This is a genomic window from Limnoglobus sp., from assembly GCF_059499385.1.
Window position 1 is genome coordinate 235,542 of record NZ_JCABYM010000111.1, and the last position, 23,042, is coordinate 258,583.

The 23,042-nt window shown below is 67.2% G+C and carries 18 protein-coding genes; 8 read left to right on the forward strand and 10 right to left on the reverse strand.

Annotated elements, in window-relative coordinates; translation table 11 throughout:
• Positions 1-43: 43 nt before the first annotated feature.
• Both AC5JJ2_RS20715 and AC5JJ2_RS20720 read right to left on the reverse strand, forming a co-directional pair.
• A complete protein-coding gene (locus AC5JJ2_RS20715; protein ID WP_495859934.1) occupies positions 44-1,441 on the reverse strand; it encodes a DUF1501 domain-containing protein in 1,398 nt (465 codons plus the stop codon).
• An 18-nt stretch (positions 1,442-1,459) separates the two neighbouring features.
• Positions 1,460-3,592: a PSD1 and planctomycete cytochrome C domain-containing protein gene (locus AC5JJ2_RS20720; protein WP_495859935.1), complete on the reverse strand. Its 2,133-nt coding sequence runs from the start codon at positions 3,590-3,592 to the stop codon at positions 1,460-1,462.
• A gap of 331 nt (positions 3,593-3,923) precedes the next feature.
• Between AC5JJ2_RS20720 and truD the strand changes: the two genes are divergently transcribed.
• Positions 3,924-5,087, forward strand: coding sequence for a tRNA pseudouridine(13) synthase TruD (truD, locus tag AC5JJ2_RS20725; protein WP_495859936.1), 1,164 nt, complete (start codon positions 3,924-3,926; stop codon positions 5,085-5,087).
• A gap of 76 nt (positions 5,088-5,163) precedes the next feature.
• On the opposite strand, the gene AC5JJ2_RS20730 is transcribed toward truD, so the two are convergent.
• The 5 genes from AC5JJ2_RS20730 to ubiE form a co-directional block, all read right to left on the reverse strand.
• Entirely contained in the window at positions 5,164-6,549 is a 1,386-nt protein-coding gene (locus tag AC5JJ2_RS20730; protein ID WP_495859937.1) for a neutral/alkaline non-lysosomal ceramidase N-terminal domain-containing protein, read from the reverse strand.
• 2 nt (positions 6,550-6,551) lie between these two features.
• On the reverse strand, positions 6,552-7,361 hold the full coding sequence (locus tag AC5JJ2_RS20735; RefSeq protein ID WP_495859938.1) for a sugar phosphate isomerase/epimerase family protein: 810 nt from the start codon (positions 7,359-7,361) through the stop codon (positions 6,552-6,554).
• Positions 7,358-8,881 carry a S1C family serine protease gene (locus tag AC5JJ2_RS20740; RefSeq protein WP_495859939.1) on the reverse strand — a complete coding sequence of 508 codons (1,524 nt, stop codon included), beginning with the start codon at positions 8,879-8,881 and terminating at the stop codon, positions 7,358-7,360. Before AC5JJ2_RS20740 ends, AC5JJ2_RS20735 begins: the two co-directional genes overlap by 4 nt.
• Before the next feature lie 12 nt (positions 8,882-8,893).
• Entirely contained in the window at positions 8,894-9,907 is a 1,014-nt protein-coding gene (locus AC5JJ2_RS20745) for a uroporphyrinogen decarboxylase family protein (RefSeq protein ID WP_495859940.1), read from the reverse strand.
• 126 nt (positions 9,908-10,033) lie between these two features.
• Positions 10,034-10,768, reverse strand: coding sequence for a bifunctional demethylmenaquinone methyltransferase/2-methoxy-6-polyprenyl-1,4-benzoquinol methylase UbiE (ubiE, locus tag AC5JJ2_RS20750; RefSeq protein WP_495859941.1), 735 nt, complete (start codon positions 10,766-10,768; stop codon positions 10,034-10,036).
• A gap of 189 nt (positions 10,769-10,957) precedes the next feature.
• Between ubiE and AC5JJ2_RS20755 the strand changes: the two genes are divergently transcribed.
• Positions 10,958-12,043, forward strand: coding sequence for a M24 family metallopeptidase (locus AC5JJ2_RS20755; RefSeq protein ID WP_495859942.1), 1,086 nt, complete (start codon positions 10,958-10,960; stop codon positions 12,041-12,043).
• A gap of 156 nt (positions 12,044-12,199) precedes the next feature.
• Positions 12,200-12,385 carry a DUF2695 domain-containing protein gene (locus AC5JJ2_RS20760; RefSeq protein WP_495859943.1) on the forward strand — a complete coding sequence of 62 codons (186 nt, stop codon included), beginning with the start codon at positions 12,200-12,202 and terminating at the stop codon, positions 12,383-12,385.
• A gap of 80 nt (positions 12,386-12,465) precedes the next feature.
• Here the strand turns inward: AC5JJ2_RS20760 and AC5JJ2_RS20765 are convergent, their stop codons facing one another.
• Both AC5JJ2_RS20765 and AC5JJ2_RS20770 read right to left on the reverse strand, forming a co-directional pair.
• Positions 12,466-13,140: a 3-keto-disaccharide hydrolase gene (locus tag AC5JJ2_RS20765; protein WP_495859944.1), complete on the reverse strand. Its 675-nt coding sequence runs from the start codon at positions 13,138-13,140 to the stop codon at positions 12,466-12,468.
• An 8-nt stretch (positions 13,141-13,148) separates the two neighbouring features.
• Complete coding sequence (locus tag AC5JJ2_RS20770; protein ID WP_495859945.1) at positions 13,149-14,282, reverse strand: aldose epimerase family protein; 1,134 nt, start codon at positions 14,280-14,282, stop codon at positions 13,149-13,151.
• Between the two features lie 83 nt (positions 14,283-14,365).
• Between AC5JJ2_RS20770 and AC5JJ2_RS20775 the strand changes: the two genes are divergently transcribed.
• On the forward strand, positions 14,366-16,315 hold the full coding sequence (locus AC5JJ2_RS20775) for a YjhG/YagF family D-xylonate dehydratase (RefSeq protein WP_495859946.1): 1,950 nt from the start codon (positions 14,366-14,368) through the stop codon (positions 16,313-16,315).
• A 9-nt stretch (positions 16,316-16,324) separates the two neighbouring features.
• Positions 16,325-17,125, forward strand: coding sequence for a hypothetical protein (locus tag AC5JJ2_RS20780; RefSeq protein ID WP_495859947.1), 801 nt, complete (start codon positions 16,325-16,327; stop codon positions 17,123-17,125).
• A gap of 3 nt (positions 17,126-17,128) precedes the next feature.
• Here AC5JJ2_RS20780 and AC5JJ2_RS20785 read toward each other — a convergent pair whose 3' ends face one another.
• Positions 17,129-18,877: a PQQ-binding-like beta-propeller repeat protein gene (locus AC5JJ2_RS20785; protein WP_495859948.1), complete on the reverse strand. Its 1,749-nt coding sequence runs from the start codon at positions 18,875-18,877 to the stop codon at positions 17,129-17,131.
• A gap of 53 nt (positions 18,878-18,930) precedes the next feature.
• Here AC5JJ2_RS20785 and bioB point away from each other — a divergent pair, with 53 nt between their 5' ends.
• The 3 genes from bioB to bioA all read left to right on the forward strand — a co-directional run.
• On the forward strand, positions 18,931-19,884 hold the full coding sequence (bioB, locus tag AC5JJ2_RS20790) for a biotin synthase BioB (protein WP_495859949.1): 954 nt from the start codon (positions 18,931-18,933) through the stop codon (positions 19,882-19,884).
• Positions 19,885-20,162: 278 nt separating this feature from the next.
• The gene (locus tag AC5JJ2_RS20795; protein WP_495859950.1) at positions 20,163-21,101 is read left to right on the forward strand and encodes an aminotransferase class I/II-fold pyridoxal phosphate-dependent enzyme; all 939 of its coding nucleotides are present in this window, start codon (positions 20,163-20,165) and stop codon (positions 21,099-21,101) included.
• A partial coding sequence (gene bioA / locus AC5JJ2_RS20800; RefSeq protein ID WP_495859951.1) for an adenosylmethionine--8-amino-7-oxononanoate transaminase occupies positions 21,098-23,042 on the forward strand: 1,945 nt, incomplete at its 3' end. The genes AC5JJ2_RS20795 and bioA, both read left to right, overlap by 4 nt.

Sequence of the window (23,042 nt, forward strand, 5' to 3'; positions counted from 1 at the left end):
GGTGGAACCCTGGGACCGCGGCCCGTCGGCTTAGAAGTGATTTCTAGGCCAGGATGCCCTTCACGACCTCGCCCTTCACGTCCGTGAGGCGGAAGTCGCGGCCGCTGAACCGGTACGTCAGCCGCTCGTGGTCGATGCCCATCAGGTGCAGGATCGTCGCGTGCAGGTCGTGGACGTGGACCCGGTTCTCGACGGCGTGCATCCCGACCTCGTCGCTCGCCCCGTACATGACGCCGCCCTTGATCCCGCCGCCGGCCAGGACGGTGCTGAACGCCGTGTGGTGGTGGTCGCGGCCGTGCTTGCCCTTCTCGTTCGGCTGCGCGTAAGGCGTGCGGCCGAACTCCCCGCTCCAGACGACGAGCGTTTCATCCAGCAAGCCCCGCTGCTTCAGGTCGGTCAGCAGCGCGGCCGTGGCCCGGTCGCTGTCGGCGCAGAGTTTGCGGTGGCCGTCGTCGTTGTTCGCGTGCGTATCCCAGGGCTGGTTGCCGCCCGGCGTCAGGTAGTACGTCTGGACGAACCGGACGCCGCGCTCGGACAGCCGGCGGGCGAGCAGGCACTGGCGGCCGAACAGCGTGTCCCCGTACATGTCGCGGACCCGCGCCGGTTCGCGGCCGATGTCGAAGGCGTCCGCCGCCTCCGTCTGCATCGCGAACGCGACTTCCATCGACTTGATCTGCGCGTCGAGGGCCGCGTCCCGCTGCCGCTTCTCGGCGTGCAGCTCGTTCAACTGATTCAGCAGGTCGAGTTGTTCCTTCTGCTCGGACCGGCCGAGGGTCGGGTGGGACAGGTTCGTGACGAGCTTCTCGACCGTCATGTCCTTCGTGTCAACGGCCATGCCCTGGTGCGCGCCGGGCAGGAACGAGTTCGACCACAGGTGCGGGCCGACGACCGGCTTCCGCGGCGCGAGGACGACGAACCCCGGTAGGTTCTGGTTCTGCGTGCCGAGGCCGTAACTGACCCACGACCCGATGCTCGGGCGGACCGGCTGCTGGTTGCCGGAGTGCATCAGCAGCAGGCCGGGTTCGTGGTTCGGCACGTCCGTGTGCATCGACCGGATGACGCACAGGTCGTCCGCGCACTTCGCCAACTGCGGGAACAACTCGCTCATGACGACGCCGGACTTGCCGCGCGGCGCGAACGCGAACGGCGACGGCACGAACCCGGCCTTCGCCCGCCGCTCCTGGTCGCCGCTCGGCTTCTTCCCCTCGTGCGTCTTGAGGGCGGGCTTGGGGTCGAACGTATCGACGTGCGACGGCCCGCCGTTCATGAACAGGAAGATGATCCGCTTCGCCGTCGGCGCGTGGTGCAGGCCGATCGACCGCGGCCGCGGGGCCGCCTCGCGGGTCGCGGCGTCGAGCATCCCGGCGAGGCCGAGGACGCCGAACCCCATGCCCGCGTGGTGGAGCATCTCCCGGCGGGTCAGCGGAAATTGCGTCGTCATGAAGGAACCCCGTCGTGACTAATCGAGGTACAGCAACTCGTTCCCGGCGAGCAACACCTGCGTGTACTGTTTCCACCGCGCCGACCGGTCGCCGACCAGGAACTTCTCCGCCAGCGCCGTTTCCGCCGCGGTCGGCGGCCGGCCGTAGACGAGCCGGTACGCCCGCTCGACCCGTTTCGTCGTTCCCAAACTCGTCTCGTCGGGCACGTCCTTGAGTAAACGGGCCGCTAGCGCGTCGGCCTGCGACACGATGAACGGGCTGTTCATGACGAACAGCTTCTGGAGCGGCGTGGTCGTCTCGGACCGCTTGTCGCTCGTCACGTTCGGGTCCGGGAAGTCGAACATCGCCAGGTATCGGTTCAGTTCCAGCCGGCTGACGCGGCTGTAGACCGTTCGTCGGGTTTCCTTCACGTCCAACGGGTCGATCGACGGCCCGCCGACCTTCGCCGCGTCCAGCTTGCCCGTCACGGCCAGCACGGCGTCCCGCCACGCTTCGGCCGAGAGGCGTCGCCGCGGCATCCGCGCGAGGTACTTGTTGTCCGGGTCGGCCGGCTTCAGCGCGGAGGATTGTTGGTACGTCTTCGAGGTGACGATCTCGCGGTGCAGCCACTTGAGCGACCACCCGTTCGCCACGAAGCGGGCCGCGAGGTCGTCGAGCAGCTCCGGGTGCGTCGGACGGTCGCCGAGGGAGCCGAAGTTACTCGGCGTGCCGACGATGCCGCGGCCGAAGTACGCCGCCCACACGCGGTTGACGATCACGCGGGCGGTCAGCGGGTTCTTTCCACTCGCCACGGCCTCAGCCAGCTCCTTGCGACCGCTCCCCTCGGCGAAGGACGAAGCCGTCACGGACAGGACCGGCGGGAAGTGCCGCTTCGCGACCGGCCCCTTGTTGTTCACGTCGCCGCGGACGAACACCGTCAGGTCGTTCGGCGTTCCCTCGCGGACGACGTGCATCGCGTCCTTCGGCAGTTTCGCCTCGTCCGTAGGCTTCTTGTCCTTGCTTTCCTTCTTCTCGACCTTGTCCGTCAGCGGCCGGTTGAACATCCGGGTGCTCGCGAACACGCCGGCCAGCCCGTAGTAGTCCTCGGTGCGGATCGGGTCGAACTTGTGGTCGTGGCAGCGGGCGCACGCCAGCGTCAGCCCGAGCAGCCCGCGGCCGACCACGTCCACGCGGTCCTCCCACTCGTCCGCCATGACGAACAGCTTGCCGCGGTCGTAGTACTTCGGGCCGAGGCCGATGAACCCGAGGGCCACGAGGTTCGGCGACGACTCCCCTTCGATCAGGTCGGCGGCGAGTTGCAGCTTGACGAACTCGTCGTAAGGAAGGTCGGCGTTGAACGCCTGGATGACCCAGTCGCGGTAGAGGTAGGCGTTCGGGTACGTCAGCGACGCATCGTTGCCGACGATGTGCGCCTGGTCCTCGGCGTATCGCGCCACATCGAGCCACAGTCGCGCCCACCGCTCGCCGTAGGCGGGCGAGGCGAGCAACTTCGCGACGACCTTCGCGAACGCCGTCTGAGACGGGTCGCGCACGAACGCCTCGACTTCCTCCGGCGTCGGCGGCAGGCCGGTCAGGTCGAACGTCACCCGGCGGATGAGCGTCCGCGGGTCGGCCGGCGGCGACGCAGTCAGCCCGTTCTCGCGCAGCTTCGCGGCGACGAAGCCGTCGATGGGATTACTTTCAGCAGTCGGGTTGGCGTGCTTGCGGACGGGTTGGAAAGCCCAGAATTGCTTCCCGGCCTCGATGTCGATGCCGGGCTTGATCGCCTTCTTCTCCTCGGCCGTCCGCGGGTCCGCGGCCCCGTTCGCGATCCACGTCTCGAAGTCTTTGACCACCTCGTCCGACAGCTTCCCGTTCGGCGGCATCCGCACGCCGCCGTCGAACTTCATCGCCTTCAGGAGCGTCCCTTCGGTCGGCTTCCCCGGCACGATGGCGGCCCCGGCGTCGCCGCCCGCCTCCCACCCGGCCTTGCTGTCGAGCAGCAGTCCGCCCTTCAGCTTGTCCTTCTTGTCCGCCTCGACCGAGTGACACCCGTAGCACTTCTCCACCAGCACCGGCCGAATCTTCTTCTCGAAGAAGTCGTCGGCGAAGGAAACGGGGGCAACGGACGCCAACAGCAGGAGGCCGAAGGTGATGCGAGCAAGGATCATCGTCTGCCCGAGTGCGAGGCGAGGCGGGAAAAAGGAGCGACCGGCAGTCCAATCAGTATGCGCGAACGGCGGGGCAAAGTCAGCACAAATCCTTGTAGAACCCGGAGCGGCAGCGACGGGGTTCGGGAGCGATACACCCCGTCGCTGCCGCTCCGGGTTCTACGGAAACTTTTTCCATTTGTTTGTTGACATTCCAAATCGAGCAGTTATTGTATAGCACAGAGGTCGAGAGAAGTCGTGAACTGAAGCTGACTGGGCGACAGCTTTTGATCCGACACTCTCGATCTCTTTTTTCGTTTGCATTTCGGCCGCGCACTTCTTGAATGCCCGGATGAAGATCAAGCAGGTTCCCGAGGACTTCATCGTCGAGGAACTCACCGACCTCGCGGCGACGGACCGCGGCCAGTTCGCGCTGTACCGGCTCGACAAGATCGGCTGGACCACGCCCGACGCCCTCCAGGCGATCCGGCGGCGGTGGGACATCGACTGGCGGCGGCTGAGCTACGGCGGGCTGAAGGACCGGCACGCGAAGACGACGCAGCACCTCACCATCTTCCGCGGCCCGACCCGCAACCTCGAACACGAACGGATCGCGCTCACGTACCTCGGCCGCGTCGCGGTACCGTTCACGGCAAATCACATCCGGGCGAACCGGTTCACCGTCACGCTGCGCGCCGTGCCGTCGGCGGAGCTGCCACGGATGCGGGCAGCCCTCGCGGAGGTGGCCGACGCGGGCGTGCCAAATTACTTCGACGACCAGCGGTTCGGCTCCGTCGGCGATTCGCGCGAGTTCGTGGCGAAGGAGATGATCCGCGGGAACTTCGAGGCCGCGCTGAAACTGGCCCTCGCCGCCCCCTACGAGTACGACCGGGCCGAGCAGAAGCGGGAAAAGGCGACGCTCCGCGACCACTGGGGCGACTGGCCCGCGTGCAAGGCGAAGCTGCCCCGCGGCCACGCGCGGAGTCTGGTGGACTACCTTGTCACGCACCAGACGGACTTTCGCGGCGCGGTCGCCCGACTGAAACCGGAACTCCAGGGGCTGTACCTGTCGGCGTACCAGAGCCACGTCTGGAATCAGGTGCTGGCCCGGTGGTTGACGGCGAACCTCGAACCGGCCCGCCTCGGGGCGGTTGACCTTCAACTCGGACCGATGCCGGTCCCGCGATCAATACCCGACGGAATGCGACAGACGTGGGAAGAGTTCGTGTTGCCGTTGCCGTCGGCGCGGCTGAAGCCCGACCCCGCGGCCGCGTGGCTGCCGCTGCTCGAAGCGGTGCTAGAAGAGGAAGGGCTGACGCTCGCGACGATGAAGATTCCCGGCCTTCAGAAGCCGTTCTTCTCGAAGGGCGAGCGGTCGGCGTGCGTGCGGCCGGCCGGGGTCGAGTCGTTCGACGCGGACGACGAATTGAATCGGGCGAGGCGGAAGCTCGTGCTGAAGTTCGACCTGCCCCGCGGCAGCTACGCGACGATGGTGATAAAGCGACTCTCCGTGTAGGGCGGGTCAAGGCTTTGCGCCGATTCGCCGGGTCTGCCGGGTGCGACGGCGGGTCGGCGCAAAGCCTTGACCCGCCCTACTTAGCCAGCTCCTTGAACACGCGGCAGAGCAGCGGCGCGGCCTCCGGGCCGATGCTGTTGATCTCGCCGTACTGCGACTTCTTCAGGCCGTAGCAGTACGGGGCCTTCTCGTCCCACTGCCGCTTCGGGATGAAGTACCCCAACTCGTCGTTCGCCAGGCCGATCAGCATCCGGTGCTTGTTCGTCAGTTGCGGGTACAGCCCCGGCTCCGCGGCGGCGTTCGGGAAGTCCGCGGCCGGGTCCTGCGGGTCCTGCACCTTGCCGAGCACGAGTTCGGGGTAAATCTCGCCCGGCACGGCCACCACGTCGAGTTGCCCGAGTCGGAGCAGGCCCAACTCGGTGCGGACGGCCACGTCGCCGGAGGCGTCCTTCGTTTCGACGAACTCCGCCGGCGTCGGGTCGTTCTTCCACTTGTACATCGGCCGCTTCAGCTTGCCGAGTTGGTGCGCGATCCGGTAGACGCCGTTCTCCACCGGCAGCAGCATCGGCTTCACCCGCGGGTCGAACGGCAGTAACTCCACGGCCGCGGCCTGCTTCAACGCCCGGTTCGCCAGCCCGGCGACGAGCCGGCCGTACTCGTCGGTCTTCTCGAACGTGCCGTCCTTGAGCAGTTCGCCCTTCGCGTTCGTGACCTTCACCTGGAGCGATGACAAGAGGCCGCCGACCGTGCCGGTGAAGTACGCCACGGGGCAGCCGTGTTCCTTCTTCAGCGTTGCGACGGTCGCGGCCACGAAGTCGGCGCTCACCTCCGTGTTCTTGTCGTCGAGCGTTTCCGGGTGGCAGTTCCACTGTACGACGAGGCCGACCGGCTTCTTCGTCTGTGTGTGCGTGAACCGCAGGACGACGATCTCGTCGTGCAACAGGACCGGCTGCCGCGAGTCGTGCAGTAGGTCGGGGCCGTTCGCCGTGCCGATCTCGGCCGTCACCGGGGCGAGGGTCGCGGCTGCGTCGCGGAGGGCCTTCGCCGTGCCCTCCTCGACCTTCTTCAAGTAGTCCGGATCGACGCCGGACGCGAGGAAGTTCGGCCCCCACAGGCCGAGGGTGTCCGGCCCCTCGTGGTTGTGCGTGCTGGAGACGAGGACGTACTTGAACTCCGGCAGTTGCTTCCGCACGTTGTCGACGCTCGGCAGGAACAGGCCGACGACATCGACGCACACGAACCCGATTTTCTGCGCGCCGTCCGACAGGACGACGGCGCGGGCCATGATCGGGTCGTGCAGCTTCGTCGCCTTGCGGTCCTGGCCGAACCCGGCGAGGTAGACCGGCTTCTTGCCGAGCGTCGGCGACACATCGACCTCGCCGAACCCGGCCGAGAGTTGCGGCCCGGCGACGGCGACGACGGGGAGCAGGAGGAGCGTGACGAGCGTGGGGAGGTACGGCATGGTCACTCGCATTCGCGCATGTACCGGAGGCTCTCGCGGGCGATCGTCTCCGGGTCCGGCGTGTAGTCGAACACCTCGACCGACACCCAGCCCGCGTAGTTCGCATCTTTCAACGCCTGGAAGATCGGCTCGAACTTCATCTCGCCGAAGCCGGGGCCGCGCTTGTTCGGGTCGTTCGCGTGGAAGTGGAACGTGTGCGCCGCGTTCGCCGCGATGACCGCCGGGATCGGGTCGGCCTCGGACGACATCGCCTTCACGTCGAGGTGCAATTTCACGTTCGGGTGGCCGAGCCGGTCGATGAGCCGGACAGCGTGCGCGGCCGCGTTCATGTAGTTCGTCTCCGCCGGGCCGAGCGGTTCGAGGCAGAGGCGGACGCCGGTTCGCTCCAGCGACGGCAGGCAGTGGGTGAGTGTCTTGATCGCGAAGTCGTCAGCCTGGGCCTCGGTCACGTTCGGCAGTAGGTTCCGCTGGAGCGGCGAGCCGAGGACCATGAGGTTGCCGCCGAGGTCGGCCGTCGCGTCCGCGAGCGCGGCGAGGTAGTCGCCGGTCTTCTTCTGCACGGCCGCGTCCGGGGACGTGAGGTAGAAGCCGGTCGTCTTCGCGAGCAGCCAGTGCAGACCGATGATCGTGACGCCCGCGGCTTCCGCCTGTCGCCGGAGTTCCCGCCGTCGGTCGGCCGACACGTCGGTAATGAGCGGGGCGAGCGTGAACGGCGCGACCTCCAGCCCGGTGTAGCCGAGCTTCGCGATCAGGTCGCAGACGCGGGCGTGGTCCCAACCCTCGAACGTCTCGTTGCAGATGGCGTACTTCATGGCAGCGTCACTACCTTCTCGTCGGCGGACGGGTCCATCGCGTTCACGACGGTCAGCCGCAACACCTGGGACTTCCGGGCCGCGGCATTGAACGCGGCCGGGGTGAGCGTCGGCGTGCCGTTCACCTTCGTGATGAGCCACCGGCCCTGGCCGAGCGCCAGCTGGCGGAACGCCGCCTCCGCCCGGCTGTTCGGCTCCAGTTCGCGGACGATCACGCCGTTCCAGTTCAGCCCGAACCGGATGCCGGGGCCGATCATCTGCTGGGCCATCAGGCTGCTGTAATCGACGCGGAGGCCGTGGAAGGACGGCGGCCGGACGGACGCGATGTTCGGGTACGGGTGCTGGAACTTGGCCAGCCGCGGGCGGAACTCGTGGTTCTGGCCGTCCCGCAGGATCGACAGCGTGACCTCCCGCCCGGCCAGCGCGCCGCCGACGAGGAGGAACAGGTCCGCCTCCTCAACCAACGGCCGACCGTTGACGGCCTGGATGACATCGTGCGGTTGCACGCCGACGAGCGCGGCCGGGGACCCGGGGGTGACGTTGCGAATTTGCAGCCCGTTGCGGCGCTCGATGCCGGTCATGCGGCCCGGCTCGACGCCGAGGAACCCGTACTCGACTTCCTCGCCGGTCTTGAGCACGTCGATGATGCCGCGGTAGATCGCGTCCATCGGGACGGCAAACCCGCCGGCCGACTCGCTCCCGGCGACCCCGGCCGTCGAGGACGTGAGGCCGATTAGCTCGCCATCGAGGTTGAACAGCCCGCCGCCGCTGCACCCGAGGTTCAGCCGGGCGTCGGTCTGGATCAGGCTGCCGTATTGGTAGAGGTTGCCGGGCCGGATGTCCTCCGCGCCGGGCGGCACGGCCGACTTGCGGGCAATGTTGCTGACGATGCCCCACGAGGCGCTCGCCTGGCCGTCGGGCAGCCCGGCGGCGAACGGGTGCGCGAGCGAAACGACCCACTGGCCGCGGGTGACGGTCGCCTTCGCCTTCGGCGTGTCGTGCGTGCGGACGGTGGCGAGCTTCGCGGCCGTCAGCTTCGTCGAGCGGCTGCGCAGTCGTAGGACGACGAGGTCGCTCCGCGAATCGCCGGCGACGATGTCCGCGTAGGAACCGGTGTTGCCGGGCAGCCGGGCGTAGACCTTCCGCGCGCCGTCGATGAGGTGGTAGCACGTCAGGACCAACCCCTGGTCCGCGTCCAGCACGACGCCGGACCCGACGGTGTAGTCGCCGGCGTTCTTCGGGTCGCTGAGGTCGAGTTTGTCGCGATCGGGTTGGCGGAACCGGAAGTTCCCGACCTGCGGCGAGCTATACTCGCCGAGTTCCCACGGCTTCGACGGGTTCGGGATCGTGTGCTTCGTGTTGTGCGAGACGACGAGCGAAATGACCGACGGCTCGGCGGCGTCGATCAGCTTCTTCATCCGGTCCTGGAGGGCGACGACCTCGGCCGGCACGGGATCGGCCGCGAGGCCGACGACCGGTGCGGCGAGCAGGATCATCAACCCGACGAGTCGGCGGGGCATGTCGCGGTCCCCTTAGAGCGCCGCCTTCGCGGCCCGGACGTAGGCTTCAAAGTTCGCGACGGGCGTTTCCTTCCCGACGCCGTGGTTCAAGTTCAGGATATGCCGTTGCCCGCCGCCCGCCCGCCGACATTCGCGGACGGCCGCTTCCACTTCGGCCGGGCTGCCGGTGCGAAGCGTCTCCTCGCTGACGTTCCCCTGGAAGACGAGGTGCGGGTAGTCCCGCCGCGAGGCGGCGAGGTCGTGCCGCTGGCCGAGACTGACGACTTCGGCCCCGGTCCGCGTCATCGCGTCGAGGTACGGACACTCCTTCACGAACAGCACGCGCGGCACGCCGGTCGCGGCCTTGAAGATCGCCGTGTGCTGCGGCTGCGCCCAGCGGTCGTACTCCTCGCGGGTGAGCAACCCCGCCCACGAGTCGAAGAGCTGGTAAATGTCCGCCCCGTCGCCGATGAGCGTTCGCAGGAAGTGCCCGGTGGCGACGGTCAGCTTCTCCAGCAGCCCGTCCCAAATCAGTGGCTGCTCGGCCGCGAACCGGCGGGTGGCGTCCACGTCCTTGCCGGTCCCGATGCAGTACGTGGCGACGGTGAACGGCGACCCGGCGAACGCGATCACGGGCAACTCGCCGCGGAGTTCCTCCTTCACGCGCTTCAGCAGCTGCCGGATGTGCGGGTAGCTATCCGGCGGCGGTTCGGGGTTCAGCCGGGCGACATCGAGCGGCGTGCGGACGGGGCGGTCCGGCTGCGGGCCGATGTCCTTTTTCAACTCGAACGGCAGCCCCATCGCGATGGGCAGCGTGGTGATGTCGTAGAAGAGAATGATCGCGTCCACGCCGAACCGCCGCGGGGCGAGCGTGCCCTGCACGGCCTTCTCGACGTTCTCGGAGAACTCGAAGAACGGCAGCCCGGCCCGGACCTTGTTGAACTCCGGGTCCCACCGCCCGGCCTGCCGCATCGCCCACACGGGGGCGCGTTCGACCGGCTCGCCGCGGGCGGCGCGGATCAACAGGTACGGAGAGGAAGCAGGCATCGCGATTCCACAGGTGAAATCCTGGGACCGCGGGCGTCCCGCCCGCCACGGCCCCAGCCACTGGAGGCCGGTCCCCGTGCGAGGAAGGTGGGCGGGCGGGACGCCCGCGGTCCCAGGGTTCAAATATCACTCGCCGCTTCGCGGCTTCTCACCAACATACAAGGTCGCGATGCCGAAGGTGAGCGGGAAGTCGGTCACGTTCCGGAGGCCGTGGCCGCGGAGCTTCGCCACCATCGCCTCGCCGTCCGGAAACCTCAGCACGCTGGCCGGGAGGTACTGGTAGGCGCTCTGGTTGTTCTTGCTCAGCATCTGCCCGACCCGCGGCAGGATCGAGCGGAAGTATCCCATGTAGACCTTCCCGAACAGCTTGTTCCGCGGCTTGGAGAACTCGAGGATCGCGATCCGGCCACCGGGCTTCGTCACGCGGATCATCTCGCGGATGCCCTGGTCGGTGTCGGTCACGTTCCGCAGGCCGAACGCGATCGTCACGAGTTGGAAGTGATCGTCGGGGAAGGGTAGGTGCTGCGCGTCGGCTTCCACGAACGTGATCCGCTCGCCGGCCCCGGCCTTCGAGGCTTTCTCGGTGGCGCGGACCAACATCTCGTGGCAGAAGTCGGCCCCGACGATGGGGACGGTCCCCTTCGCCAGCCGGTCGTAGGTGAGGGCCAGGTCGCCGGTCCCGGTGCAGAGGTCGAGGACCGGCGTGTCGCCGACCGGCGGGACGCGCTTGGCCGTGACCGTCCGCCACCGCTTGTCGATGTTCAGGCTGAGCAGGTGGTTGAGGAAGTCGTACCACGGCGCGATCTCGCCGAACATCCGGCGGATGCGGTCTTCGCGCTTGTCGAGAAGGTCGGTCGGCACGGTCCCTCGCGGGGTTGAGGACAGTGGGTCACTCGCTCCGCGAGTGACCAGAAGCCCCACGCGGGTGAAGGTCTGGTCACTCGCGGAGCGAGTGACTCACTGTTATACGTTCGGAACCGCGGCGTCTGCCATTCCATAACAGCTTCCATCAGCTACCCTATCGGCATCCTTCCACAAACGAGGTGGACCATGCTCACGGCCGAAGGTTGCGCCAAGCGGCGGCGGCGGTTGCTCGACCGGCTGAAGCCGACCGGCCCGCTGTTGCTCGGCGACCCGCTGCACCTGCGGTACTTCGCGAACTTGTACGTGGACCCGTTCAGCCTCGGCGCGGACTACGGCGGCCTCTTGCTGCTGAAGCCGGACGGCGAGGCGACGCTGTACTATGACCAGCGGCTGCCGAAGTCGGTGGACTTCGTTCACGCCACGAGCAAGGTTCCCGTGAAGTGGTACGACGGCGTCTCGCCGGGGCAGGGGCCGCGGCGGATGATCCTCCGCGCGATCGTCGAGTCGGCCGGGACCGGCGGCCGCGTCCACGACTCGCTCGCGGATGAGATGGCCCCGCAAATGTTCGGCGTCGTCGGCGAGTTGCGGCGGGCGAAGGACGACGACGAGGTCGCGCTCATCTCCGCGTGCTGTCGGGCCGGTGAGGCCGGGATGCTGTGGGCGAAGCAGAACGTAAAGCCGGGGATGACCGAACTCGACGTGTACGAGGGCATCTTCAAGGCGTGTTCGGACCACGCCAAGCAGCCGGTGATCGTGTACGGCGACTTCGCGGTGTCCCCCGGCTCCGCGAAGCGGGGCGGCGCGCCGACGCAGAAGGTGTTGCAACTCGGCGAGACGCTCATCCTCGACTTCTCCGTCGTGATCGGCGGCTACCGCAGCGACTTCACGAACACGCTCGTCGTCGGCGGCGACCCGACGCCGCAACAGCAACGTCTCTTCGACCTGTGCGTGATGGCGATGGCGGCCGGGGAACGCCACCTGCGGGCCGGCGTCCACGGCCGGGAAGTCTACGAGGCGGTCCGCAACGTGTTCCGGGACGCGAACACGGCCGAGGCGTTCCCGCACCACGCCGGGCACGGCCTGGGGCTGGCGCACCCGGAGGCCCCGTTTTTGGTGAAGCAGTCGCTTGAGCCGTTGGTGTCCGGCGACGTGGTGACGCTAGAGCCGGGCCTGTACGTGGACGGCGTCGGCGGCGTGCGGATCGAGCACAACTATCTGGTGACGGAGACGGGCTTCGAGCAACTGAGCAAGCACGAGTTGACGCTGAAGTGAGGGTGCGTGACGCTCATGTTGGGGGGCGGTATCGTGTCAAACGGTCAAGACAAGCAGGGTCGCAAGGCGGCTCGATCCGCCTGGAGGTCACAACAACGCGCCACGGCACGGCAACGACTTCCCTTGCCACCTGAACGTATGCGCGAGTTGTTTGACATGCTCGATGTCGAACTCCCTCGACATTCCTGCGATCACACCTTTCGACTGGTTCAGGGTTGGTGTGGTAGCATCGGTGTCGAGTCTACTCAGGTCGAAGAATGGCTTCGTGCAAACGGTGCATGTTGCGACTGTGAAGCGCTAGCGAATGCGGAACAAGAGTTCCAGGAAGCGATGCGGGAATGAATTTGTAGGGTGGGTCGAGTCTTCGAGGCGCACCGTGCGGGCGAATACCACACCGGTGGGCCTCGAAGACTCGACCCACCCTACTTCGTCTCCTTGATCGCGATGTCCTTGAAATGCACCTCCGACCCCTCGGACTGGAGGGCGATCTTCCCCTTCTTCAAGCTCCCGTTCTTCCCCTCGATCACGGCTTTGCCGTTGACCGCGAGCGTCACGTTGCCGTCCTTGCACGTGATCTCGTACTCGTTCCACTCGCCGAACGGCTTCTCGACCGGCGTGTCCTTGTCCTTGCGGAAGTAGTGCCGGTTCGTCTTGTCGTTCGCGTCCTTCAGTCCCGGCTCGAACTCTAGCGCCGGCAGCTTCCCATCCGGGCCGGGGTTCAGCCACAGGTCGCCGGCCCGTCCGGTGCGGAGCTGTGCCTCCAACGAACTCGGCCAGACTTTTTCCTCGGCCGCGCAATGCAACAGGACGCCGCTGTTGCCGGACTTCGTCCCGGCCGGGTAGCGCCACTTCAGCTTGAGGACGTAGTTCGCGTACTCTTTCTCGGTCATGAGGTAGCCCGTCGGCTTGCCGGTGCAGACGAGGACGCCGTCCGCCACCTTCCACGTATCCTTCGCGTCCGGCTTTGGCCCGTCGGCCGACGGCCGGAGGTACGTCGTCCACGCGGTCAGGTCCTTGCCGTTGAACAGCGGAACGAAATCGTCGGCGGATGCGGCCCCGCCGACGACACTGAACAAAGCTGCGAAAACGAATCGCACGGCGGACCTCACTTCTTGACGCCGAACTTGTAGATCGTGGTCGTCTTGTACTCCTCGCCCGGCTTCAGCACCGGCGACGCCCAGCCGTCCGTGCCGACCTTGTTGATCGCGTCCGGGAACTTCTGCGCCTCCATGCAGAACCCGTTGTACTGCTTGTACACCGCGCCGCCCTTGCCGGTGTTCGTCGCGTCGAGGAAGTTGCCGCTGTAGAACTGCAGCCCCGGCTCGTTCGTCAGCACCTCCAGCGTCCGGCCGGACTTCGGCTCCGTCACGCGGGCGGCGAGGAACGGCGTGCCGCCGGCCTTGCCGTCGAGCGCGTAGTTCAGGTCGTACCCCTGCGGCTTCGCGTCGATCTCCTTGATGTGCGCCCCGATGGCCGTCGGCTTCGTGAAGTCGAACGGCGTCCCGGCCACCGGCGCGATCTTCCCGGTCGGGATCAGCGTCGCGTCCGTCGGCGTGTAGTTCTTCGCCATGATCTCGACCTCGTGGCCGAGGATGTCGCCGCTGGCGTGGCCGCCGAGGTTGAAGTAGCTGTGGTGCGCCAGGTTGCACACCGTCGGCTTGTCCGTCGTCGCGTGGTACTCGACCTTCAGTTCGTTGTCGTTCGTGAACGTGTACGTCACCTTCACGGACAGCGTGCCGGGGTAACCCTCCTCCCCATCCTTGCTGACGTAACTCAACGTGATGCTCGGCCCGGCCGCGCCGACGACCGGGGCGTCGGCCCGCCACATCTGCTTGTCGAACCCCTTGTTCCCGCCGTGCAGGTGGTTCTCGCCGTTGTTCGTGGCGAGCGTGTACTCCTTGCGGTCGAGCTGGAACTTCCCCTTCGCGATCCGGTTCGCGCATCGCCCGGCGTTCGACCCGAAGTACGGGTGGCCCTTCAGGTAGCCGTCCATGTCCGAGAAGCCGAGGGCCACGTCGCCGAGCTTCCCCGCCGCGTCCGGGACGTGAATCTCGGTGACGATCGCGCCGTAGTCGATGACCTTCGCCTTCGCACCGCTCTTGTTCGTGAGCGTGTAGGCGGTCACGACGGTCTTGCCGTCCGCGAGCTTGCCGAACGTTTCCTGTTCCACTTGAGGCCCAGCCGCGAGGAGGGGGACGACGGACGCGACCAGCATCAGCACGGGGAGGGTGAATCGCATAGTCCGGGTTCCTGAGAAAAGGGGGAGCGGAGACAATCGTAGTCGGCGAGACCGAATCGGCGAGCCGGGATAAGATCAGCCACATGAACACCTTCGCCGAACTCGTCGAAACCCGCGACGATTCCGTCTACGAACTCGTGTCCACGACCAAAGGCCCCCGCGGCGCGCTGCCGCTGACGGACGAGCTGCTCCGCCATTCACCGTCGGGCGACCTGTTCGGGTGGACGCAGAACGTCGGCATGGGGCTGAACCCGCAGTTGCTCGGCCGCAAGGAGTTCCTGATCCTCAGCACGCACGGCGGGCTGCGCGGCGAGGACGGTTCGCCGGTCGCGCTCGGGTTCCACAGCGGGCACTGGGAGGTCGGGCTGCTCGTGAAGGCGGCGGCGGAAGAGTTCCAACGGCAGAAGACGATTCCGTTCGCCGGGGCCGTGACCGACCCGTGCGACGGCCGGACGCAGGGGACGCCGGGCATGTACGACAGCCTGCCGTTCCGCAACGACGCCGCGACCGTCCTCCGGCGGCTGATGCGGAGCCACCCGACCCGCGCCGGCGTCCTCGGCGTCGCGACGTGCGACAAGGGCCTGCCCGCGATGATGATGGCCCTCGCCAGCCAGCACGACTACCCGGTCGTGCTGGTCCCCGGTGGCGTCATGCTCGCGGGGGAAACGGGGACCGAGGACACGGGGAAGGTGCAGACGATTGGCGCGCGATACGCGCACGGCGAGATCACGCTCGAACAGGCGGCCGAGGCCGGCTGCCACGCCTGCGCGTCGCCCGGCGGCGGGTGCCAGTTCCTCGGCACGGCCGCGACTTCGCAGGTCGTCGGCGAAGCGCTCGGCTTGGCACTGCCGCACTCCGCACTCGCGCCGTCGGGTCAGCCGATCTGGCTCGACATGGCCCGCCGCTCCGCGAAGGCGCTCGTCAACCTGTCGGCGAAGAAACTGACGACGAAACAGATTCTCACCGACGCCTCCGTGAAGAACGCCCTCGCGGTGTTCGCGGCGTTCGGCGGCAGTACTAACCTACTGCTGCACACGCCGGCCGTCGCGTTCCACGGCGGGCTGGCCCGACCGACCATCGACGACTGGACGCACTTCAACCGGGCCGTGCCGCGGCTGGTGGACGCGCTGCCGAACGGCCCGGTCGGCCACCCGACGATCCGCGTCTTCCTCGCCGGCGGCGTGCCGGAGGTGATGCTCCACCTCCGCGAGATGAACCTGCTTCAACTCGACGCGCTGACCGTGACCGGCGAGCCGCTCGGCAAGTCGCTCGACTGGTGGGCCGCGTCCGACCGCCGCAAGCGGCTCCGCGACCTGCTCCAAACCCGCGACCGGATCGACCCGGACACGGTCATCATGTCCCCGGCCCAGGCGAAGGCCCGCGGGTTAACGAGCAGCCTGACGTTCCCCCGCGGCAACCTCTGCCCGGACGGCAGCGTCATCAAGTCCACGGCCATCGACCCGAACGTCGTGGACCCGGACGGCGTGTACCGGAAGGTCGGCCCGGCGCGGGTGTTCATCACGGAAAAGTCGGCCATCGCCGCGATCAAGGAAGACCGCGTCCGGCCCGGCGACATACTGGTCCTCTGCTGCCGCGGGCCGATGGGCAGCGGGATGGAGGAGACGTACCAGGTGACGAGCGCGCTGAAGCACCTGCCGTGGGGCAAGCACGTCGCCGTGCTGACGGACGCCCGGTTCAGCGGCGTGAGTACCGGGGCGTGCATCGGCCACGTCTCGCCGGAGGCGCTGGCCGGCGGGCCGATCGGCAAGCTCCGCGACGGCGACCGGATCGAGATCGTGATCGACCGCACCACGCTGGAGGGGAGCGTGAACCTTGTCGGCGACGCGGCCGGCGTCCACGGCGTCGCGTGGGGCACGGCCGAACTCGCGGGGCGTCAGCCGCGGCCGGACCTTCGGCCGGACCCGGCGCTGCCGGCCGACACGCGGTTGTGGGCCGCGCTGCAGCACGCCAGCGGCGGCGTCTGGGGCGGCTGCGTGTACGACGTGGAGAAGATCGTCGAGCGGTTAGGGTGAACAACAAGAATGGAAGATTTCGATCCGTCCAACTACCCGCCGCGGTATCGGTCCGTCTCAGAACGCGGCGGGTTCAAGGAATTGATTTGTGACGAGTACGAGTGGCTGGCCCGACCTGACCTCTGGGGAACCTCCGTCTTCCCTGAAAGAGTGAGTGAACGGAAATATCACCTCGGCGAATATCACCTGTTCACCCGCGATGTCGAGGCGTATGTCGGCTGTCCTGTTTGCAAACCAGTTTTACGTGACCTGTATTCGGAGTCGGGATTCGACGCCGGAGCTTGTGTTCTGCAACACGCGGCACTTCTCAATCTGCCCACTGGGTCGGACAGGCGAGAATGGGTAAAGGTGCGTCCCGAACGATGCGAGTGTCCGAATGTCGTTCACCTTCGCGCCCTCAAGGAATACCCCCTAGGACGTATGAGTAGCGGTGAGTTAAAGCATCACGTTCGGGAACGCCTTCGCATTCGTGCGAACCCAGTCGCTGACGTGGAATCGCCACCGGAAGTGGTCAAGTTCCTTCATGAGGATGTCGAGGCACGCCAGAAGTATGTTCGGTGGCTGGCGCTGGAATTGTGTGGGCCAAACCCTTTCCGCCCCGTCAACTTTCACCCGCAGTACCGAACCGACACTGCAGTAGGCGTTGCAGGTGAAATGGACGATACTCGCGATTTCTCAGCCATGCATATCCTCGCCGACGCACTGCAAGACGCGGGGTGCGAAGAGGAGGCGATCCTGAAACATTGCCGCGAAGAGCCAAGACACGTTCGCGGCTGCTGGGTCGTCGATCTCGTGTTGGGTACGCAGTAGCGGCTACTTCATCTTCAACTCGTACACCGCCGCCTCCATGCCGTTGCGGACGAACAGCTTGCCGTGCGCGACGACCGGGTGGTTCCACGTCTTCCCGTCGAGCGCCGGGAACTTCGCCAGCTCGACGTGCTCGTCCGGGTTCGCTTCCACCAGCACGACCTTGCCGTCAACGGCCTGCACCACCAGGACGCCCTGGTCCGCGAGTAGCAGCACTTGGCCGTGGCCGTACTGCGTGCCGGTCTTCCACTTCCGCGACCCGTCCTTCAGGTCGATGCACGCGAACGACTTGTCGTCGAACCCGTACAGGAAGCCGTTGTGGACGACGCCGTCGTTGAAGTACGGCTTCATATTGCGCGTGGCCCACACCAGTTCCGTGTTCCACCCGTCGCCGGACCGCGTCACGCGGACCCGCTGCGTACCTTGGTCGTTGCCGACGCCGGTGCCGATCAGCACGTCCGTGTCGGACAGGACCGTCGGCTGGCTGACGCGGTTCACCCCCCGCTGCTTCCAGTCGTGGACCCACAGCAGCTTGCCGTCGGCCGGCTGGTACGACTCGAGTCCCACGTCGCTAATCATCAGAATCTGCTCGACGCCGCCGAGCTTCGCGAGGTGCGCGGAGCTGTAGCCGAACGTGCCGTTCCCGGCCGTCCACGCCGGCTCGCCGGTGTCGGCCCGGTACGCGGCCGTTCCTTTGCCGCCAGGAGCATTCGCGAACACGACGACGAGATTCTGGTACACCAGCGGCGAACTCGAATAGCCCCACTGCTGGGGCTGCGTGCCGAGTTCCTTCGGTACGTCCCGCTCCCAGACCGGCAGCCCTGTTTCGGCGTTCAAACAGAACAGTTTGCCGGTTCCGCCGTAGGTGTAGACACGCGTGTAGTTCGGAAATTTCACGACCGTCGGCGTGCCGCGCGGTCCCACACCGGCGATCTGCTCGAAGAACCGCGCCTTGTACCGATGCTCCCACACCGGCGCGCCGGTGTCCGCCTGATAGCAAACAACCGCCTCTTGGTCGTCGTCCACCTGCTCCTGCGTGAAAATCTTGTCGCCGACGACCGAGAACGTCCCCCACCCCGGCCCGACGCGGTGCTTCCACAGCAGCTTCGGCGGGTTCTTCTTCCAGTCCGTGTCGATGCTCACGCCGGTGACGACGCTGTCCTGCTTCGGCCCGCGGAACTGCGGCCAGTCGCCGGGCTGCACGGTGATCGCACTCGAAGTGGGAAGGGCGGTCGCCCACTTCGCGCGTTCCTCCTTGTACTTGTCGATCTTCGTCGGCTGCCACCGCCACGCCATCTCCGGCTCGATCTCGACGTTCGTTTCCTCGATGCGGACAATCGTGAACAGCGTCCACGCCCCGACGACGACGCCAAGAACGCCGGCGAGCTGCACGAGCCGGCCCGCCGGGCGGCTGACGACGAGCCACGCGACCCACAGGAACGCCGCGAACGGGAAGCCGAACAACGGCACGGTCAGCGGCGACTCGCGGTAGAAGTACACGAGATTCACCACGGCCGGGGCGAGGAACAGCGCGACCGGCAACCACCGGAACGTGCCCTTCACCCGGCTGCCGGCCATCCACCAGATCAACACGCCAAGGGACGCGAGCGTCGGCCCGCCGAGACCGCCGACGAAGTGCAGCATCGACCGCGGGTCGAGAAGCGGGAAGACGAAGAACGCGAACGCGGCGAGGCCGACGAGCACGAGTGCCGGCCAGAGCCGGATTTGCGGCTCCGCGTGGGGATTCGGAGTCATCAGCGATCACCCTCTCGTTGAGCTTGGCGAACCGGGGTCATACACTTCATCGCATGAAGTCTTTCACCGAATTCAAGGCCGCGTACTCGCTGCCGCTGCCCGAACTCATCCTGCGGGCGGCGGAAGTTCACAAGGCGAACCGCGACTACCGCGACATCCAGAAGTGCGCCCTCCTGAGCATCAAGACCGGCGGCTGCCCGGAGGACTGTACTTACTGTAGCCAGAGCGCCCACTACGATTCGCCGGTCGAGCGGGTTCCGTTGTTGACGGTCGAGGAAGTCCGCGAGAAGGCGGAAGCGGCGAAGGCGGCCGGGGCGACGCGGTTCTGCATGGGGGCGGCGTGGCGACAGCCGAAGGACGGCCCGGAGTTCGACCGCGTGCTGGGGATGGTCCGCGTCGTCCGCGGCCTCGACATGGAGGCGTGCGTCACACTCGGGATGCTGACCGCCTCGCAGGCGGAGCGGCTGAAGGACGCCGGGCTGACGGCGTACAACCACAACATCGACACGTCCCGCCGGTACTACCCGGAGGTAATCTCGACGCGGACGTTCGACGACCGGATCGAGACGATCAAGGCCGTCAGCCGGGCCGGCATCTCGGTGTGCAGCGGCGGCATCGTCGGCATGGGCGAGACGGAGGACGACCGGTTGATGATGCTCGTCGAGCTGGCGAACCTCGAAACGCCGCCGGAGAGCGTGCCGATCAACTGCCTGATGCCGAGCAAGGGGACGCCGCTGGCGATGGCCCCGAAGGTCGATTCCATCGAGATCGTCCGCCTCATCGCGACGGCCCGGATCGCGTTCCCGACCGCCCGCGTGCGGCTAAGCGCCGGCCGGGACAAGATGAGCCGCGAGCTGCAAATCCTCTGCTTCCTGGCCGGGGCGGACTCGATCTTCTTCGGCGAGAAGCTGCTGACCGCCCCGAACCCGGACGAGACGGCCGACGCCGAACTGTTCCGCGCGATGGGCCTTCCGGAACCGGCCGCGTGCGAGGCGTCATGTCGCTGACGGCCCGCTGGCAGGAGGCGCTGGACGAGCTGCGCGGGCAGGGGCGGTTCCGTTCGCTTCGCCCACCGCAAGGGCTGGACTTCACCTCGAACGACTACTTGGGCTACGGGGCCTCTTCTCCCTCCCCCCTTGGGGGGGAGGGTTGGGGAGGGGGGTTGAGCGCGTCCCTGGCGGGTAAGGATCGCGTCCGGGGGAGGGAGGTTACCCCCCTCCCTAACCCTCCCCACCCAGGGGGGAGGGAACAAAACCTCCCCCGCTCCGGCATCGCTTCCCGCCTCTTGCGCGGCCACCACGAAATTTGGGACGAAGTCGAATCCGCCCTCGCCGCGTGGCATGGGGCGGACGCCGTGCTGATGATGAACAGCGGGTTCACCGCGAACGAGGGCCTGATCTCGACCGTCATCGAACCCGGCGACTGGGTCGCGACGGACGAGCTGAACCACGCCTGCATCGCCGAGGGGCTGCGGGTCTGCCGGCCGCGGAAGTTCGTCTTCCGGCACAACGACTTGAACCACCTCGAAGACGGCCTGAAGGCGGAAGCCGCGAAGCGGCCGCCGGGCCGGGAACTGTTCGTCGTCACCGAGTCGCTGTTCAGCATGGACGGCGACCGCGCACCGCTGAAGGAAATCGTCGAACTCGCCGAGCGGTACGGCGCGAGTGTGATCGTGGACGAGGCGCACTCGACCGGCTGCTTCGGCGACGCCGGGTTCGGCATCGTGGACCAGCTCGGCCTCCGCCCGCGGGTGCTGGCGACCGTCCACACCGGCGGCAAGGCGCTCGGCGTGACCGGGGCCTACGTCTGCGGCTCGACGCTGCTGAAGGACTTCCTCGTCAACAAGTGCCGCCATCTGATCTTCACGACGGCCCTGCCACCGATCATCGGCGCGTGGTGGCTCGGTGCTTTGAACCGCGTCCGCAGCGACCACGGCGGCCGCAGTCACCTTCACCAACTCGCCGCCGACTTTCACGCGAACCTGCGGGCGGCCGGCGTGCCGACCGGCGGCGACAGTTACATCGTTCCCGTCGTCCTCGGCGAAGACCCGCTCGCGGTGCGGGTGGCGACGCGGCTGCAAGAGATGGGCTACGACATCCGCGCGATCCGCCCGCCGAGTGTCCCACAGGGCACGGCCCGTCTCCGCATCTCCCTGCACGCGAACCACGATGCCGTGATTGTCCGGCAGCTCGCCGCTCATGTCGCCGAGGCGGTCCGATCATGACCGGCTTCGTCGTCGTCGGCACGGATACGGACGCTGGGAAGACGACGTTCTCCCTTCTGTTCCTGTCGTGCTTCGCCGACGAGCTCGCGTACTGGAAGCCGGTCGAGACGGGCGAATCGGACAGCGAGCAGGTGAAGCGGCTCGTGCCCTCGGTGGAAGTTTTTCCGCCACTCGCTCGGTTCGCGGAACCGGTCGCGCCGCCGCTCGCGGCCCGCAACGCGGGCCGGCCGATGCCGTCGCCCGCCGAAGTCGTGGCGGAAATGCCACGATCCGTCAAACCTTTTCTCGTCGAAACCTTCGGCGGCCCGCTGTCGCCCTTTACGGACCACGAACTCCAAGTCGATTTGCTCCACCGTCTCGGGCTGCCACTGCTGCTCGTCTCGTCTTCAGCTGTTGGGGCTGTCGGGCGAACACTCTCCTGCCTGACCGCGTTACGCTCTCACGGCTTGGACGCGAAAGTCCTTGTTCTCGTCGGCCCACGCCACGAATACGCCGAGACGGAGTTGCGGAAGCACGGGTCGCGACCGGTCTTCTCGCTCGACGCGCCGTCGGCGTGGACGGCCAGTGCCGTTCGCGAAACGGCCCAACAGCAACGGGGCACGTTGACCGAAATTCGCGATGTGCTGGAAACTACGGAACCGGTCGCCGATTTCCTCGTCCGCGACCGGCGGCACGTCTGGCACCCGTACACGTCGCTCGCCGACCCCATCGCCCCGCTGCCGGTCGTCGCGGCCGAGGACGAGTTCCTGATTCTGCAAGACGGCCGTCGCATCATCGACGCCGTGTCGTCGTGGTGGACGATCCTCCACGGCCATAGGCATCCCGTGCTAATGCAGGCCCTCCGCGACGCGACGAACCGGCTCGATCACGTCCTCTTCGCCGGCGTCACGCACCCCGCGGCCGTCGAGCTGGCCGACCGCCTGCTGAAGTCCACGCCGTGGCCGGACGGCCGCGTTTTCTTCTCCGACAACGGCAGCACGGCCGTCGAGGTCGCGCTCAAGATGGCCTACCAGTGGTGGTGCCACCGCGGCGAGCCGCACCGCACGCTGTTCGTCGGGTTCGACGACTGCTACCACGGCGACACGTTCGGCGCGATGGCCGTCAGCCGCGACCCCGTGTTCTTCGGCCGGTTCGAGCCGCTGCTGTTCCGCACGGCCCGCGTGCCAGTGTCGGCGGCCGCCCTCGACGTATTCCTGTCGAAGCACGGGGACGAGGTCGCCGCCGTCATCATCGAGCCGCTCGTACAAGGGGCCGGCGGCATGAAGATGCACTCGCCGGCCGAGTTGAAGGCGATTCACGAGGTCGCGGCCCGGCACGGCGTCTTGTTCCTCGTTGACGAAGTGATGACCGCGAACCGCACGGGCACGGTCTGGGCGTTCGAGCAGGCCGGAATCGTCCCCGACTTAATTTGCGCCGCGAAGACGCTGACCGGCGGCGTGCTGCCGCTGGCGGCGACGCTCGCGTCGCCGAAGGTCGTCGCCGCGTTCGAGACGGCCGACCGCACGCGGACGTTCTTCCACGGCCACTCGTTCACGGCCAACCCGCTGACGTGCGCCGTCGCCGTGGCGAATTGGAAGCTGATTGAAGCCGGCGCGTGGAAGCGGGACGTGGAACGGATCAACAACTTCTGGACCGCGAATCTGCCCGACGCCCGTGTGTGCGGGACTATCGCGGCCGTCACGCTGCCCGCGGTGGGCGGTTATCTCGCCGACGTGGGGCCGAAGATTCGGCAGACGGCTATCGCGAACGGTGTGCTGCTCAGACCGCTGGGTAACGTGATCTACGCGATGCCGCCGCTCTGCACGTCGGACGAGTCGCTCGCGATAATCGCCGCCACAATTTGCCTCTCGCGCGACTTGATCGCTCCATCAATTCTTCACCCCGAAGGGGTGGGACATGTCAGCCCAGGGCAACGCCCTGGGTGGACGGCCACCCAACGCG